Source organism: Parazoarcus communis SWub3 = DSM 12120 (assembly GCF_003226565.1).
Taxonomy (GTDB): Bacteria; Pseudomonadota; Gammaproteobacteria; order Burkholderiales; family Rhodocyclaceae; genus Parazoarcus; species Parazoarcus communis.
This window is the reverse complement of record NZ_QKOE01000016.1, coordinates 58,010-73,740: the sequence shown is the minus strand read 5'-3', so window position 1 is coordinate 73,740 and position 15,731 is coordinate 58,010. Positions and strand designations below refer to the sequence as shown.

At 63.4% G+C, this 15,731-nt stretch carries 14 protein-coding genes; 2 read left to right on the top strand and 12 right to left on the bottom strand.

Annotated features, from left to right (window positions below):
* Positions 1-82: 82 nt before the first annotated feature.
* The 12 genes from DNK49_RS17905 to DNK49_RS17850 form a co-directional block, all read right to left on the bottom strand.
* On the bottom strand, positions 83-988 hold the full coding sequence (locus tag DNK49_RS17905; RefSeq protein ID WP_110527672.1) for a LysR family transcriptional regulator: 906 nt from the start codon (positions 986-988) through the stop codon (positions 83-85).
* Positions 989-1,104: 116 nt separating this feature from the next.
* Positions 1,105-1,626 carry a ubiquinone anaerobic biosynthesis accessory factor UbiT gene (ubiT, locus tag DNK49_RS17900; protein WP_110527669.1) on the bottom strand — a complete coding sequence of 174 codons (522 nt, stop codon included), beginning with the start codon at positions 1,624-1,626 and terminating at the stop codon, positions 1,105-1,107.
* Between the two features lie 16 nt (positions 1,627-1,642).
* Entirely contained in the window at positions 1,643-2,539 is an 897-nt protein-coding gene (locus tag DNK49_RS17895) for a U32 family peptidase (RefSeq protein WP_110527666.1), read from the bottom strand.
* 4 nt (positions 2,540-2,543) lie between these two features.
* Positions 2,544-3,557, bottom strand: coding sequence for a ubiquinone anaerobic biosynthesis protein UbiU (gene ubiU / locus DNK49_RS17890; protein WP_110527663.1), 1,014 nt, complete (start codon positions 3,555-3,557; stop codon positions 2,544-2,546).
* Positions 3,558-3,647: 90 nt separating this feature from the next.
* Complete coding sequence (locus DNK49_RS17885) at positions 3,648-5,213, bottom strand: hypothetical protein (RefSeq protein ID WP_110527660.1); 1,566 nt, start codon at positions 5,211-5,213, stop codon at positions 3,648-3,650.
* Between the two features lie 121 nt (positions 5,214-5,334).
* Positions 5,335-6,795 (bottom strand): high affinity choline transporter 1, encoded by a 1,461-nt coding sequence (locus DNK49_RS17880; protein ID WP_110527657.1) that lies wholly within the window; start codon positions 6,793-6,795, stop codon positions 5,335-5,337.
* Between the two features lie 202 nt (positions 6,796-6,997).
* Positions 6,998-8,254, bottom strand: coding sequence for an MFS transporter (locus DNK49_RS17875; protein ID WP_243632431.1), 1,257 nt, complete (start codon positions 8,252-8,254; stop codon positions 6,998-7,000).
* Positions 8,255-8,349: 95 nt separating this feature from the next.
* Positions 8,350-9,324, bottom strand: coding sequence for a 2-dehydropantoate 2-reductase (locus DNK49_RS17870; protein WP_110527655.1), 975 nt, complete (start codon positions 9,322-9,324; stop codon positions 8,350-8,352).
* A 56-nt stretch (positions 9,325-9,380) separates the two neighbouring features.
* Complete coding sequence (locus DNK49_RS17865; RefSeq protein ID WP_207807031.1) at positions 9,381-10,151, bottom strand: class II aldolase/adducin family protein; 771 nt, start codon at positions 10,149-10,151, stop codon at positions 9,381-9,383.
* 23 nt (positions 10,152-10,174) lie between these two features.
* Complete coding sequence (locus tag DNK49_RS17860) at positions 10,175-11,200, bottom strand: TRAP transporter substrate-binding protein (RefSeq protein WP_110527652.1); 1,026 nt, start codon at positions 11,198-11,200, stop codon at positions 10,175-10,177.
* A gap of 458 nt (positions 11,201-11,658) precedes the next feature.
* Positions 11,659-12,702, bottom strand: coding sequence for an AraC family transcriptional regulator (locus DNK49_RS17855; protein WP_165843371.1), 1,044 nt, complete (start codon positions 12,700-12,702; stop codon positions 11,659-11,661).
* A gap of 272 nt (positions 12,703-12,974) precedes the next feature.
* The gene (locus tag DNK49_RS17850) at positions 12,975-13,871 is read right to left on the bottom strand and encodes a LysR family transcriptional regulator (protein WP_110527648.1); all 897 of its coding nucleotides are present in this window, start codon (positions 13,869-13,871) and stop codon (positions 12,975-12,977) included.
* 117 nt (positions 13,872-13,988) lie between these two features.
* Between DNK49_RS17850 and DNK49_RS17845 the strand changes: the two genes are divergently transcribed.
* Both DNK49_RS17845 and DNK49_RS17840 read left to right on the top strand, forming a co-directional pair.
* Complete coding sequence (locus tag DNK49_RS17845; protein WP_110527645.1) at positions 13,989-14,852, top strand: MBL fold metallo-hydrolase; 864 nt, start codon at positions 13,989-13,991, stop codon at positions 14,850-14,852.
* 73 nt (positions 14,853-14,925) lie between these two features.
* Positions 14,926-15,525, top strand: a complete 600-nt coding sequence (locus DNK49_RS17840) for a malonic semialdehyde reductase (RefSeq protein WP_110527642.1) — start codon at positions 14,926-14,928, stop codon at positions 15,523-15,525.
* Positions 15,526-15,731: the final 206 nt, after the last annotated feature.

Here is a 15,731-nt window from a genome sequence, read left to right as displayed (position 1 = left end):
ATAGCTCAATATTTCGCTCGTACCGAGATCAAAATGTGCGCGCTGGCCGGCGCTGCTGGCAAAGCGCCCGGTGGTGGTGGCGTCAGGCGTCGAATTCGGCGAGACGGGCGACCAGGGTTTCGACGAAAGACATCGCCGCGATCGGCAGCATGCGGCTTTCGCGGGTGGCCAGAACCAGCCGGCCGTCGGTCAGGCCACGATCGGTCAGTGGGATGGAGACGAACTCGCCGCGGCGCGCCTCCTGCAGCGTGCCGATCCGGTACTGGAAGCTGATCGCACCGGTCTGGCGGGTGAACTCCTTGAGGGTCTGGACCGAGCTAGCCTCCAGCATGACCTTGAGGCTGATCCGGGTACGTGCCACCAGTCCGTCGATGAGCCGGCGGCTGCCGAAGGAGTTGTCGCCGAGCGCGAGTGGATAGGGCTGGCAGTCGGCAAGTTTCAGCGTAGTGCGAGTCGCCAGCGGGTGGTCCGGGCGCAACATGGCGCAGAGCGGCTGCTTCAACGTGTAGATCACATGCAGGCCGTCGGCCGGGACCGGGTCGTGGGCGAGCACCAGGTCGACGTTGTCTTCCAGCAACTCGTTGACCAGCAGCCGGGTGACGCCGGAGGTCACCTGGAACTGTACGCCGGGATGGGTCTGCTGATAGGCGTTGATCGCGCTGGGAATGAAGTCGGTGGCAACCGATTCGGCACACCCCAGGCGGACGGTGCCCCGGATCAGTCCGCGTAACTGTTCGATCTGGGATGAAGCCGAGCGCAGGTCGGCGAGCGCACGGCGCACCGTATTGAGCAGTACCTCGCCCGCGGCAGTCAGCCGGACGCCGCGCGGCAAGCGCTCGAACAGGGGCGTACCTGCCTGTTCTTCGAGTTCTAGGATCTTGCGGTTGAGCGCGGTCGAGGCGACATGCAGCGTTTCGGCTGCCTTGCGGATCGAGCCGGCGCGCGCAACCGCATCGAGATATACATAGGCGCGGGGTGGGTGCAGCAAGCGAGGGCTCTCCTGAGCGGCGTGGTGTGTGCCCCGAGTGTACCCTGCTTGCCGCGGAGGATGCGCCGGCGCGCCCTTGCATGGACTACGCGGCGCTCATCCCGCGGGCCGCTTGCTCAGTGCATGCGCAAGGCTTCCCAGTCCACGGCATCCAGCGTGTTCTTGACCAGCAGGCCCAGTTCGGTATCCCCTTCCATGCGCAGGCGACGGCTGAAGAACAGGGTGTCGGCATCTTCTTCGCGCAGCGCCAGGGCAATGAAGTCGCGGCTGCGGGCTGACAGGGTCAGGTCGGGTGCCTCGGCACGGATCACCGGGCGAAAGCCCTGATCGGTCAGGCTGAAGTTCAAGGTCAGTCCGGCGTCGAGCACGCGCACCTGCAACTGGCGGCCGTGCAGTGGCTCGAGTGTGTCGCGTGGCAGGATGCGGCCGAGCGCCAGGTTGAGCAGCAGGGTCAGGGCGTGTGTCGGGGGCTGCTGCGGCAGGCGGGCGCACAGCCGGGCAAGGCCGGCTGGCAAGGTGAAATCGGGAACCTGCAGGGTCGTCAAGCGCGCGGCAATACGTTGGCGCAGGGCACCGGGCAACAGGCTGGCGGGATCGAAAGGCAGGGACCGCAGCGGTAGGGGGAAAGGGCGGGGCATGGTGAGTGGGCCTCGTTCAGGTCGCGGTGTGGTGTTCGGTGCCGGGGCGCCCATGCCAGAAGCCATTGCACGGTGCGGCCGGCATCAGGGCACGGCTGTTGGCAAAGGCGCTGGCCGGGGGTAGTTGCTCGTCCAGCGCTGCGCGGAACAGCGCGACCACTTCCAGGGTGTGGTTGCCCTGAGGGCTGATGCGCAGGATGTCAGCGTGGCCCGCCACGGCTGGCAGGTCGCCCAGCAGGTTGTGGATGCGGGCAGACTGGGTCTGCACGCCGTTGAGGGTCAGGAAGGGCTCGCCCTCGCGGGTGCGCAGGACCAGTCCGTCACTGATGCCCAGGCAACGGAACTCGCAGCTGTCCTTCTGCAGGTTGTAGTGGCGGGCGGTGAAGCAGCGCGCCGAGTGCGCGAGCGGCAACCGGCCGTAGGCAAACACCTCAACCTCGGGCCGGTTGGCGGCTGCACCGAGCAGCTCGGCCAGCGCGGTACCAGCCATTTCCGGCGGCACCACCCAGCGACGTGCGCCGTCTTCCATCAGCAGCGCAAGGGTGTGGGGGTTGAACACATTGAGCGCCGGGCCGGCAATCCAGCCGCGCCGCTCATGGGTGGCCAGCAGGCGTACCGCGCTCATGTCGTTGGCTTCGATGCGGAAGCGCCCCTGGGCGACGATACGGCGCAGGGTCTTGAGATCGGATTCGGATTCGATCAGTGACTGGGTGGACAGCACCGCTTCCTTGCCGGCTTCGGCCAGCATGGTGGCGACTTCGATCCAGTCTTCCAGGCGCAGTTCATGACGGCGGGCGCACACGGTTTCGCCCAGATGCACGATGTCGACCGGGCTGGCGGCTACGTCGGCATAGAAATCCAGCACGCTCTGGCGGGGCCAGTAGTAAAGCAGGGGACCGAGGGAGAGCTTCATCGGATCATTTCCATGGACGATAGTAGGCACCGAGGGTGTGGCTCTGGCCCTCGGAAACCTTGTTGAGTTCGGCCATCCAGGCGGGCAGCGGCTTGAAGTCGGCCACCGAGCGGGCAAGCTGGTCGAGCGCGGCGCGCCAGACCCGGGTGACCTGGGTGACATAGGCCGGGCTGCGCTGGCGCCCCTCGATCTTGATTGCAGCGACGCCGATGCGGGCGAGTTCGGGCAGCATCTCCAGCGTGTTCAGGCTGGTGGGCTCCTCGATGGCGTAATAGGTTTCGTCGTTGACCTCGAAGCGGCCCTTGCACAGCGTCGGGTAGCCGGCGCGTTCGTCATCGGCAAAGCGGTCGATCAGGATGCCATTGAGCCGGGTTTCCATGCCCTGTGGTGTCTGCTCCCAGCGCACGTGCTTGCCTGGCGAGCAGGCACCGTTGCAGTTGGGTGATTCTCCAGTGGCGTAGGCCGACAACGCACAGCGGCCCTCGACCATGACGCACAGGCCGCCAAAGCCAAACACCTCGATCTCCACCGGGGTGTGGGTGATGACCTGCTCGACCTGGGCAAGCGACAGTACCCGCGGCAACACCGCACGCTGGATGCCGAAACGCTCGTGGTAGTAGTTGATGGCCTCGTAGCTGGTCGCGGAGCCCTGTACCGACAGGTGCAGGCGCAGTGCCGGGTGGGTGCGGCGGGCATAGGCCATCAGCCCGGGGTCGGCAAGGATCACCGCGTCGATGCCGAACTCGGCGGCGCGGTCGATGGCCGCGGTCCAGCTCGACCAGTTGTCGCTCTGTGGATAGGTATTGAGCGCCAGCAGCACCTTGCGACCGCGGCGATGGGCGTAGTCGATGCCGTCGCGCATCTGCTGGGGGTCGAAGTTGAGACCGGTGAAGTTGCGCGCATTGGTGGCGTCCTTGAAACCGAGATAGACGCAGTCGGCGCCATGGTCGATGGCCGTCTTGAGTGCGGGCAGGCTGCCGGCGGGGCAGACAAGTTCGATGCGATGGGTTGAGGTCATGGGCGCAGCCGGGTAAAAAAAGCCCGGCAACCATAGCCTTTGCCGCAGGGGGGGGCGTTGACCGGGGTCAAGAGCCAATGCCTGTGGGCTCTAGCGGCGCTTCAGTGCTTGCGTCAGACGTGAGAATTCGGCGCCGAAATGTTGGAACATATGGCGGAACTCGTCATAGTGCCCCTCTCCAAGAGGGTGTCCGTCAGGACCGCTGTCGGCCCAGACGACCCCGACCGGGCGCTGATTCAGATTCACGGCGGCCAGCATCACGCCCGAGGCCTGGGTGTACTGCCGCAGTTCGCTGGGGAGCTGTTGACGCGCGCCGTCAACCTGTGAAGCCTTGATCCAGAGTGACCCGGAGGCGTGGCGGAACAGACGTGCCAGCAGATTGTCGTCCGCAGCGGGGATCATCAGCGTGCGGGCCTCGAAGGCTGGGTTGAAACCGTGGGCAAAATAGCAGCCGAGCTGTTCGGTTCCGGTCGCCTTGAGGAACAACATGCAGCGCGCAAGCCCCAGGCCGCTTTCCAGGGCCTGGCTGGTGGCGTCGATGAATTGCCGCAGGTCGGTATGGCGTCCATGCAGGCAATTCTGGGCGAAGGTGTTGACGACTGCGGTATCGGGTTGCGCAGGGCGGCGCCGTGTCATCCGTGTGCCGGGCATGCCAGGCGGGCTGGCGTATGGACGTGATACAGGTGTGGCGGGTCGAAGGCTGCGGCGTGGTTTCGGGGGCCACAGCAGTTGTGCCGCCGGAGCAGTGATACGGTTGCGGAACTCTGGTGCGTGGCTGACGCGCAGGGCCGCACCCCTCGACCCGGCAATCACGGTGTCAAGAGGCAAGCCCGCGAGGGTGGACGCCAGTGCAAGGAGGCGCTGGCTGCGCAAGCTGTACCAGTCGTCGCGAACCGACCACGCCAGCAAGTGCGCAAGCATGCAAATGGCTGTGCGTTGGCGCAAGGGTCGGGCCAGTTCGGGCGGGAGCTCGGGCGCCAGTCCATCGTGGCGGGCATGTCGCCATGCTTTGGCAATGACGCGTTCGTTCAGTCGGGTGGCTTGCTGAAGGTCTTTGTCGGGTGGCAGGCCGATATCGTGAAGATGGGCAATATTGAGTGCCTCGATCGAACATCCCAGCAGGGATTTTTCGACCACTGAACGACGCTCCCCCTGTGCGACCCGCGTTTCGATCTGCAGGGCAATGTCGGGGGCTGCCAGCGGCAGCTTCCAGCGTGCGATGCCAAGCAGCAGGGTGACCCAGTCAAGATGCTCATCGTACTTGGTGGGATGGAGCCGGCGCGTCCATGACCATAACAGCTGCACCGCAAGCCGGCTGCTCGCCAGTGCCTGGACGCAAAGGCTGTGGCCGGGACGTGTCGGGTCAAATGACGGGTCAAGCCGAAGCTTGAGTCTCTGCTGTACCTGAGCAACACCCAGCATGCCCAGCGCGTGCTGCAAACCCAGGATCTCGTGTGAGCCGCGGGTCTGCGTACTGGCGTACGCGATGACATCCAATGCCAGGGGCAGGTCGGCGTCAAGCACTCGTCCGAGCGACTGGAGGTCAACCTCTGGTGCCGTGAGTATGGAAAGCGCATCCGCCCCGCTCAGGATGGGGAGCCGGACCTCGCGCAGGCGAGCGCGCCAGAATTCAAGTCCACGCGCTTGCGTACTCATGGTTCGGGGCGTTGGGCCGGCAGTCGGGTTGCAGGGATTGTAGCAAGCCGCACGCGGTGGTCTCCACACGCGTGCCGAATTTCATCGCAAGTTGGAGTCCGCCATGCCTTCTGGCCGCCGCTTAGCGACGGACGTGGTGTGTGGCTGCCGCAGCGTGATGATGTGCAGCATGAGGGCGATGGTGGGGTTTGCGGCCCAGCAGCCCCCCCAGCAGCATGCCGAGCGCGCTTGCGGCGAGACCGAACAACTGTGGTTCGATGTCACCTTCGGGCGCGGTGAACTCGAGGAACAGCCAGGTAAACAGCCCGAAGGCGATGGCCAGCGCTGCGCCGAGGTTGTTTGCCCGCTTCCAGAACAGCCCTGCAGCCAGCGGCACGAAGGCGCCGGCCAGCGTGACCCGGTAGGCATTTTCCACCATCTGGTGAATGCTCGATTCCGTGCTGGTGGCGTACAGGGTGACGAGCACGGTGAAGATGATCACGGTGATCCGGGTGCTGAGCAGGAACTGGCGGTCGCTCATCTCCGGGAAGAAGCCCTTGAGCACGTTCTCGGAGAAGGTGACCGATGGCGCCAGCAGGGTGCCGGAGGCGGTGCTCATGATCACCGACAGCAGGGCACCGAAGAAGATGACCTGAGCGGCAAAGGGCATGTACTGCACGATCAGCGTCGGCAGGATGAGTTGAGAGTCGTCTTCCATCAGGCGCTCGACCATGCCTGGGTCGATGATCTGCGCCGTGTAGGCGAGGAACAGCGGCACCGCGGCAAAGAAGAAGTAGGAGGCGCCGCCCAGCGTCGTGCCCCACACCGCGACGGTTTCGTTCTTCGACGAGTTGACGCGCTGGAACACGTCCTGTTGCGGGATGGAGCCCAGCGCCATGGTCAGGAAGGCGGCCATCCAGGCAATGATGTCGAGTGCGTCCAGCGTGGGCAGGAAGCTGAGCTTGCCTTCGGCGGCGGCCTGGCTGATGACGTGGGTGAAGCCCCCCGCCATGTCGCCGGCCAGCCAGGTGACGTAGAGCAGGCCGAGCACGATGACGATCATCTGCACGAAGGTGGTCATGGCGACCGACCACATGCCGCCGAACAGGGTGTACAGCAACACCACCGCGGCGCCGATCAGCATGCCTTCATTGCTTGAGACGGCCCCTTGCGACAGCACGTTGAACACCAGCCCGAGCGCGGTGATCTGAGCTGCCACCCAGCCCAGGTAGGACAGCACGATGCAGATCGACAGTACCAGTTCGGTACTGCGGTTGTATCGCTGGCGGAAGAAGTCGCCCAGGGTCAGCAGGTTCATCCGGTACAGCGGGCGCGCAAAGATCAGGCCGAACAGGATCAGGCACACCGCGGCGCCCAGCGGGTCGGAAATCAACCCGCGAAAGCCCTCTTCGAGGAAGGTGGCCGAGATGCCCAGCACCGTTTCGGCGCCAAACCAGGTAGCGAACACCATGGCCAGTACGACCACCATGGGCAGGTTGCGGCCGGCGGTGATGTAATCCCGCGCATTGTGCACCCGCGTCGCGGCAACCAGGCCGATGCCGATGGAGATGAGCAGATATGCGACGACGAGCCAGAGCAGCATGGGCGGGCCTCTTCCGGAAGCTTGAAAAATGCGGTTTTCGACGCGCCGGAGTGTAACAACGAAACGCCCCGAACGGGGCGCGGAATTGTCGTGTAAGGGCCTGAATGCGTGGTCTTTATCTTGGGAATCCTGCACCGCGATGGTGCGCCGCCACAAGGCCGCCGGCGTGCCGCGCCCCGGCGTACGAGGCGCTGTTTGAGCGTCAGGGCTGGGCTTCGGTTTCGCGACTGACCTCGTTGCTCAAGCGTGTGCGCAGACGCACAAACCATGTCGTGAAGAGCGCCAGCAACAGGCCCTCGACAAAGAGTGTCGCGGGCGCGCCTATCATCGCTGCCAGCAAGCCGGCCAGCAGGCCGCCGATTGCGTCGAATCCGAAGCGCGTTGCGGTGAAGAAGGACACGATGCGTCCACGTAGTGTGTCCGGTGCAAGGCTCTGCAGCAACATGTTGATGCCGACGTTGCATACCGAGATGCCGAACCCGAGTACCAGCATGGCCGCCAGCGCCAGTGCAAACCCGCGGTTGAACGAGAAGACCAGAAGTGCCAGGGCACTGAGTCCTGCGCCAAGAAGCAGCACGGATACCAGCCCGGCGAGGTGCTTGCGCGTGGCAAGAAACACGGTTGATGCGAATGCCCCACAGCCCGCAGCGCCCCATAGCCAGCCGAGCGTGGCGGCATCTCCACCGAACACGTCCTTGGCAAAGACCGGCAGCAGCACTGCATAGCTGGAGGCGGTGAGGTTGATCGCAGCCAGCGCGACGATCAGCAGGCGTACCGGATACGTGTTCCAGGCGTAGGCAACTCCTTCGCGGAATACGTCACCGGTCGAGCCTTTCGCACGTGGCGGGGCGTCGGCGCGGATCAGCAGCAGGCCCGTCAGCAGTGCCAGAAACGAGGCGGCATTGATGGCAAAACACATGGCTTCCGACGTGAGCCCCACCAGCAGTCCGGCCAGGGGTGGGCCGACGAAGCGGCCAATGTTGAACAGCATGGCGTTCAGTGCGAGGGCATTGGGCAGATCGGCCTTGCTGCCGACGAAGCTGTTGATCAGCGACTGGCGCAAGGGGGTGTCAAAAGCATTGAGCACGCCCAGGAGGGCAGACATCGCCACGATCAGCACGGGGCCCATGTTGTCGCTAGCGGTCAGTAGTGCCAGCAGCAGGGCTTGCAAGGCGAGCAATCCTTGCACCGCAATCAGCAGGCGACGCTTGTCGTGGCGGTCCACCCAGGCGCCGGCTAGCGGCCCGACCAGCAACTGTGGCAGCAGGGCGGCAAAGGTGGTGATGCCGAGCAGGGCGACCGAGCCGGTGAGTCGGTACACCAACCAGGACAGGGCCACCTGTTGTACCCAGGTGCCGAGAATGGATACCGCTTGCCCGGCAAAGTACAGGCGGAAGTTGCGATGACCCAGTGCTCTGACCGCGGATGGCCAGGGCTGGCGTGTTCGGGATGTGATCAAGATGGACTCCGGGCCCGCGAGGATGTGTTGCAGGCGCTATTTGCTAATATATTAGCAAATAGCGCCTGCGTTGGGTATCGTGGTCAGGCGCGATATCAGCCCAGCCCGCGCTCCCTGGCAAAAAGTCGCACCAGCCCGAGCAAGGCGTCGATGTTCGGTGTGGGGACACCGGCCTTGCCCGCGATTTCATGGACTGCGCCAAGCAAGGCGTCAATCTCGAGCGCACGTCCAGCCTCAACGTCTTGCAGCATCGAGGTTTTCATCGCCCCAAGCTTGCGGGTGACCGCATTGCGCTCGGCGGGGCTCTGCGCTATCGGACAACCGATGCGTTTGCCCACCTCGGCGGCCTCTTCCATGATGCGAACGCAGAAGGCCTCCACCAGCGCATCGTCCAGAATCCGGTCAGAGGTGGCCCCGGTGAGTGCAGACACCGGGTTCATGGTCATATTGCCCCATAGCTTGAACCAGATGTCGCGCTGGATGCAGTCGGAGAGCGTTAGCTCGAAGCCTGCATCGCGGAGCATTTCACCCACGGCTCGGGTGGCCGGCGAGGTCGGACCCACCGCGTCGCCGATGACCAGGCCGTTGCCCATCCTGTGTTGACTGATGCCTGGCGTCGTGGCGGCACAGGCAATGTGCACCACGCAGCCAATGACGTGTTTGGTGGGGATCAGGCTGCGCAAGGTACCGAATGGGTCCACGCTGTGCAGGCGGGTGTCTGCCAGCGGTCCGGGAAGGCCGTCGAAGAACCACCAGGGTACGCCGTTCATCGCCGTCATCACCTTGGTCTGGGGGCCGATCAAGGGGCCCATCGCCTGGGCTACCGCGCTTAGCGCAGGCTGCTTGACCGCGATGATTACCAGATCTTGGGGACCGAGTTCCGCGGGATCGGCAACGGCATGCACGGGGTAAAAGAACCGGCTGTCGTGGGTCTCCAGCCCCAGTCCGTCGCGCTGGAGGGCGTGCAGCGTTGCTCCACGTGCGACCACCGACAGTGTTCGACCGCTGGCTGCGATACGCGCGCCGATCAGGCCGCCGACCGCACCGGCACCGTATAGACAGATCTTCATGCAAGCTCCTGAATCCCCGGCCCGGGCAGCGCCGGGCCGGCTATGGGTGCCCGGGGTCAATGACGGAAGCCGGGGTCCTGCTTTTCAATGAGGCGAACGAAGGCTGCAAAGGCATCCTCCCCCGCGCCGTATTTCGGGTCGAAGTTCAGTGAGTCAGCGACACACTTTTCCAGAACGGACTGGGGCAGGTCGATCACTTCGCCCATTGACTGAGCAGCGAGCTGAACCTCGCAGGCGCGATTGACCAGCCACATCAGCGAAAAGGCTTGCGCCAGCGTGGCGCCGATCACCACCGGTCCATGGTTGCGCAGCAGCAGTACCGGTTTGTCCCCCGCACTGGCCAGGATGCGCTCACCTTCGTCCAGATGCACCGTAATGCCTTCGAATGCATGGTAGGCGATCTTGCCATAGAGCTGGGCCGCGTAGAAGTTGCTGAACGACAGCCCGTCCTTCAGGCAGCATACCGCCTGGGTGGCTGTGGTGTGGACGTGCATCACACAGTGACCGTCCGGCACGCGCGCGTGAATGGCGCTGTGGAAGGTAAAGCCGGCTGGATTGATCGGCCAGTCGGAATGGCCGATGACCTTGCCTTCGATGTCGATCTTGACCAGGTTGGAGGCGCATACCTCGGAATAGTGCAGGCCGAAGGGGTTGATCAGGAAGTGACCTGGTTCACCGGGGACCCGCAGCGAAATATGGTTGTAGATCGACTCGTCCCATTTCAGGTGGGCGAAGATGCGGTACATCGCTGCGAGCTGCACGCGTGCCTGCCATTCGGTTGCGCTGAAGCGGGTTGGGTGTTCGTAGTAGCGGTTCGGATTCGACATGATGGTCTCGATGGTGAGGATGCTCAGGGGCGGGGCGTGGTCGCGCGGGCAGCGTTGATGATGGCTGCGCCATCGAACCCCTTGGTCTTTGCCTCTGCAAGCCATTCCTGTTCGACGATGGCGGCACGCTGGCGCATGACGTCATAGGCCGATCCTTCAACCAGATTTACCGTGTGTCCGGCTGCCTTGACCTTGTTGCGCGCGTCCGCGATCGCACCATCCCAGGCCGCGCCGAAACGCTCCACCAGGGCGAGGCCGCTGTGGCGGTCCACAATCTCGCGCAGATCAGCGGGCAGTCGCTCATACCGGTCCTTGTTCATCAACAGGGTCAGTACGGTGGCGCCCATTGCTGGTTGGTTGTCTGGCGTTTCCATATGGAAGCGCGTGACTTCGTCGAGCTTGGTAGGGATGATGACTTCCCAGACGGCCGAAGCGCCGTCGACAACGCCCTTGGAGATGGCTTCGGTCATCTGCGCAGGCGGCATGGCGACCGGTGTCGCGCCCAGCGCAGTCAGCGTGCGTGCAATGGTGCGGTTGGGCGCGCGCAGCTTCAGCCCCTTCAGGTCGTCCGCATGGCTGATGGCGGTCTTGGCAGTGTGAATGTTCATGCCACCATCGCCATGCATGGCCAGTACCTTGTAGCCTGCATACTCGGACTGCAGTTGTTGTTCGAACACCGACCAGATGACGCGCCCTTGCGCAAGACCGCCGAGCGGCAGTACCCCGGGTAGTTCAAGCGCCTCGGTCCTGGGAAAACGCCCGGCCGAGTAACCCGGTGCGGTCCATACCACGTCGGCTACGCCGTTCCTGACCAGATCAGGGAGTTGCGCGGGGGTGCCGCCAAGCTGCATCGAAGGATAGAACTGACACTTGATGCGCCCGCTTGAATCGCGTTCGAGATCCGCGCACCAAGGCTCCATCACGGCACGTTGGGCCAGCGCCATGCCGGGCAGAAAGTGACTGATCTTGAGGGTGACTTCCTGAGCGGCCGCAGGGGCGGCGACAAGGCCAAAGATCAGGGCGATGGATGAAAAGCGAAGTGGGTGCATGGTCGTCTCCTGGTGGTGGAACACACTCGCGAACGGATGCGTGAGTGGCACGACGATGCTACGTAGCGCGGGCTGGCGGGCCTATTCAGAAACGGCAGTTACCGTCCCGATCCGGCACCTTTGTGGCGCGTCGGGTCGCTGGCCGATCTACGGCCTTGGAAGGTGATGAGTCCTCAGAACTTGTGCATAAATCTACTGCGCGGGTCGATTGCTGCGTTGCTCACTCGCTCACGCCTCGCCTATCCATTTGATAGGTCTCGTCGTTCGCATCGATCGCGCCTTGCACTCGACCCGCTCGCTACGATTTCTTCACAAGTTCTCAGTTGTTGACCGGACAGTACTGTGGGCTCGTCCATCAGGGCGGGAGTCGGGGAGGCGACAGTTTCCGGCATCGTGCTTGTCATCGCGCGCGGGGTTGATCTGGCAGGCTCATGAAGCGGCCGGTCTTCCGACGGTGGTCAGGCTGCGCGACGCATTGTGGCCGAAGGTGATTCACCAAAGCGGCGCCGATAGTCGGCAGCGAAGCGGCCGGGGTTGCCAAAGCCCCAGCGCAGTGCGATGGCGGTAACGGTGTCGACGGCGTCGGCTTGCTGCAGTTCGGCGCGAGCGCCGAGCAGGCGTTGTTCGCGCAGGAAGATCATCGGTGTGGTGTTGCGGGCGCGGCGGAAGCCGTCGGTGAGGGCACGGATGCTCACCCCGGCAGCAGCAGCGATATCGCCCAGGGTCAGCGCCTCGGCGGCGTGGCTGCGGATGAACTCCTCCGCCCGCCGCACGTGGCGGGGCGCGATTTCCGGCTCGGGGGTGGCGAGCAGCGCGCTGCGGTTGTGTGGTATCTCGGTCAGCAGCAATAGAAGGCCCGCTTCCTCGATCTGACGCAGTAGCAGAGGATTGCATGGGCGTGTGTCCGCTTCCCCACGGTCGAGGCAGCCGAGCAGCATCTGCAGCCAGGCTGTCCAGCGCAGCTGAGCTGGCGTGCCTGCGGGAAGCGCGGGGTGGAACACGAGTGCTCCACCGACATCCCGGCCGAGTAGTTCCGCGCACTTGGATTCGAGCACGGCTTGGTCGACGCGCAGGTTGATCCGACAACTGTCGGCGGAGAACCGTTTGTTCACCGCCTGTCCGGCCGAATCCAGCACGACCATCCCGGCGCCGCCGCCGTGACGCTCTCCGCGGGTATGGATCTCGGAGTGGCCGCTCAACTGAGTGGTGACCAGGGTGAAGCGCCCGGGGGGCTGTTGCTTGAGTTCAACCTCGGTGCCAAAGCCCAGGGCGCCAAGTTCCAGCCGGCCGGCGCGGACGAGATGCAGGCGCATGTCGAAGTGCGCTTGTGTGCCGAGCAGGCGTAGGTGGTGGTGGCTGTAGACGGAGCGCAACTGCGCCGAGGCCTCGTCCGGCTGACGGCAACGGATGGTATGACTATCTCGGTGGAACAGCGTATCGGCGGCCTGCCGCAGCGAGGCAAAGGCAGTGGGTGGGCGGCTGGCTGGCGTGGACAACAGCATTGGCGGTCTCCTCGATGGTTCCGGATGAGGTGCAGCATCCAGTGATATCGTTAATATATTAGCAATATAGACCATCGCTGACAGCTGGCTGGGGTATTTGGCGAGTATCCTGCTCGGACGTCACTCTGCTATTGAACCCAGAAGCTGCGCTTGGATGCTCGCTCGGGTGCGTCCAAGCGCTCACTGGGTCGGGAATGCCTATCGTAGGCAGGGTGCGCCTCGTTCATCGGGCTTTCGGGTGATCAGCATACGGTCAGCTGCGCTTGTCAGGTTCAATCGAAGGCATTGGCTTCGAAGCGCTCGATCAGATACTCGAGCAGAGCCTTGGTCTGTGTCGCCATGCGACGACGCGTGGTGTATAGGGCATGAATCGTCAATGCCTGGGGCCGCCAGTCGTCCATCACGCTCACCAATTGACGGGTATTGAGCAAGCTCCTCACCAGATAGGTTGGCAGCATGGCAATGCCGCCACCGGCCAGTGCCGCTTGTTGCAACACGGTTGCCTCGTTGGCGGTAAAGCGGGTGCGAACCTGTACCGTCCTGTGTGTGCCATCGCTGTGCGTCAGTGTCCACAAGCTGCGTCCGAAGTTGGCGTAACCCAGGCAGTCGTGCGCCGTCAGTTCTTCCGGTTGCTGTGGTGTGCCGCGTGCAGCCAGATAGCTGGGGGATGCGACCAACACCGACTCGCATAGCGCCAGGGGGCGGGTGACCAGGCCGGGGTCGGGCGTGTTGCTGATGCGGATGGCCAGGTCAACGCGGGACTCCACGAGATTCAATGAGGCGTCATTCACGTTGAGGTCGATCTGTAACTGGGGGTGCATTGCGAGAAAGTCCCTCAGGACGGCTGCCAGAAAGGCATACGCCAATGAGGTGCTGCAAGTGACGCGTAACTGGCCGCGCAGCACTCCATCGTCGGGCGCGGCTTCGTTCTCTACGTCCTGTGCCAGAGACACGATCTGCTCGCATCGTAGCAAGGCCTGCTCGCCTGCATGGGTCAGGCTGATGCGGCGCGTGGTGCGCTGAAAAAGTCTCACCCCCAGCCAGCTCTCCATCTCGCCGATGTAACGGGTAACCATTGCCCGCGACATTTCCAATGTGTCTGCCGTGGCCGTGAAACTGCCGCTGCGGGCGACCTCCGAAAAGACCCGCATGGCCATGAGTCTGTCCATATATTGGTGACCTGCTTCAAGTTGGAAACAATGATGTGCATTTTATGGGATTTATCTGGTCGATTTTCGAGCATAAAGTTCGTTGCATCAACACTGCTTTCCTGACAGGAGATGTCCATGCTTCGTACTTCACTCATCGCGGTCACCCTCGCCGTTGCCTTCTCCAGCGCACAGGCCGCCGACCCGTTGCAGGTCAAGGTCTATAGCGCCGATGCGAGTAGTTTCAGCGTCAATTCCACGCTGATCACGGGTGACAAGGAGGCGCTGGTGATCGATGCCGGCTTCACCCGGGCCGACGCACTGCGCATCGCAGCCAATGTGCTCGATAGCGGCAAGCAACTCACGACCATTCTGGTGAGCCAGGCTGACCCGGACTATTACTTCGGAGTTGAAACCTTGAAGCAGATCTTTCCGAATGCACAGGTGGTGGCGACGCCAGCGGTGTCGGAGAAGATCGGCGCGAAACTTCAAGGCAAGCTCGCTTTCTGGGGACCCAAGATGGGCGCCAATGCGCCGCAAAACCCAGTGTTGCCCGCCGTCTTGTCCGGCAACACGCTTACGGTTGATGGCGAGAAGGTGGAGATCCTGGGGACCCAGGGCCTTCTGGCGCATCGCCCGTATGTATGGATTCCCTCCATCAAGACCATCGCCGGAAATGTTGCCGTGTTCGGCAACATGCATGTCTGGACAGCAGATGCGCAAGCCGTCGCGGAGCGTAAGGCGTGGATCTCTCAGCTGGATGAAATGGTCGCGCTGCAACCGACGTTGGTCGTGCCTGGTCACATGAAGCCCGGAACTGCCATGGATCTCAGTGCCATTACCTACACCCGAGATTACCTGGAGACCTTCGAGAGAAATCTGGCGGCCAGCAAGAACAGCGCTGAACTGATCGAGCGCATGAAAGTTGCCTATCCCGAAGCCATCGGTGCGATGTCGCTGGACATCGGTGCCAAGGTCAACAAAGGTGAAATGAAGTGGTGAGACTGTTCGGGCGACGCATGAGCGGCGCCCATCGCCAGCGCCATCCCTTTGATCCCGGAGAGGAGATCCGATCATGACTCAATCTGCTACAACTTCGTTCGACGCTGCACTTGCGCGCGCGCTCACGGGTGCCCGCAGCTTCAATGCTTTCACTGACCAGCCCGTCAGCGAGGCCTTGCTGCGTGATCTGCAGGCGGCGGCTCAACAGGGCCCGACCTCGATGAATTGTCAGCCCGCACGCTTTGTTTTCGTACGCAGTGACGCCGCGAAGGCTCGGCTGTTGGCGACACTCGCGCCCGGCAACGTCGAGAAAACGAAGAAGGCGCCCGTCACCGTGATCGTGGCGCAGGACTCACGCTTTTACGAGCATCTGCCGACTCAGTTCAAGGCCTACGACGCCAGGCCCATGTTCGAGGCCAATCCCGAACTTTCGGCTGCCACAGCGTTTCGCAACAGCAGCCTGCAAGGCGCCTATCTGATCGTCGCGGCCCGTTTGATGGGGCTGGATGTCGGTGCGATGAGCGGCTTCGACGCGGCCCGGCTGAATGCTGAATTCTTTCCTGACGGACGCTATCAGGCCAACTTCCTCATCAACCTGGGTTACGGCGATCCGGCGGGGAATCACCCGCAAGGTCCACGCCTGCCATTCGACACCGTGGCGCAGATCCTTTGAGCCGTCACGAACGTGCCGTACGCCGCCGACCTGTTTGATTCACGGGACGGCCGGTGTGACGGCACGTCTTCTGTACTTGAGTCCGGCGCATGACGGCTGCCTTCGCCCGTCGTTGCCCCTGGAGTCAGGGACGTGTCACCCATGTGGGGCTGATGGGGAAGCGCCATGTGGTTCGACTGGCGATGGGCAGGTTCAGCGGTGGCCAA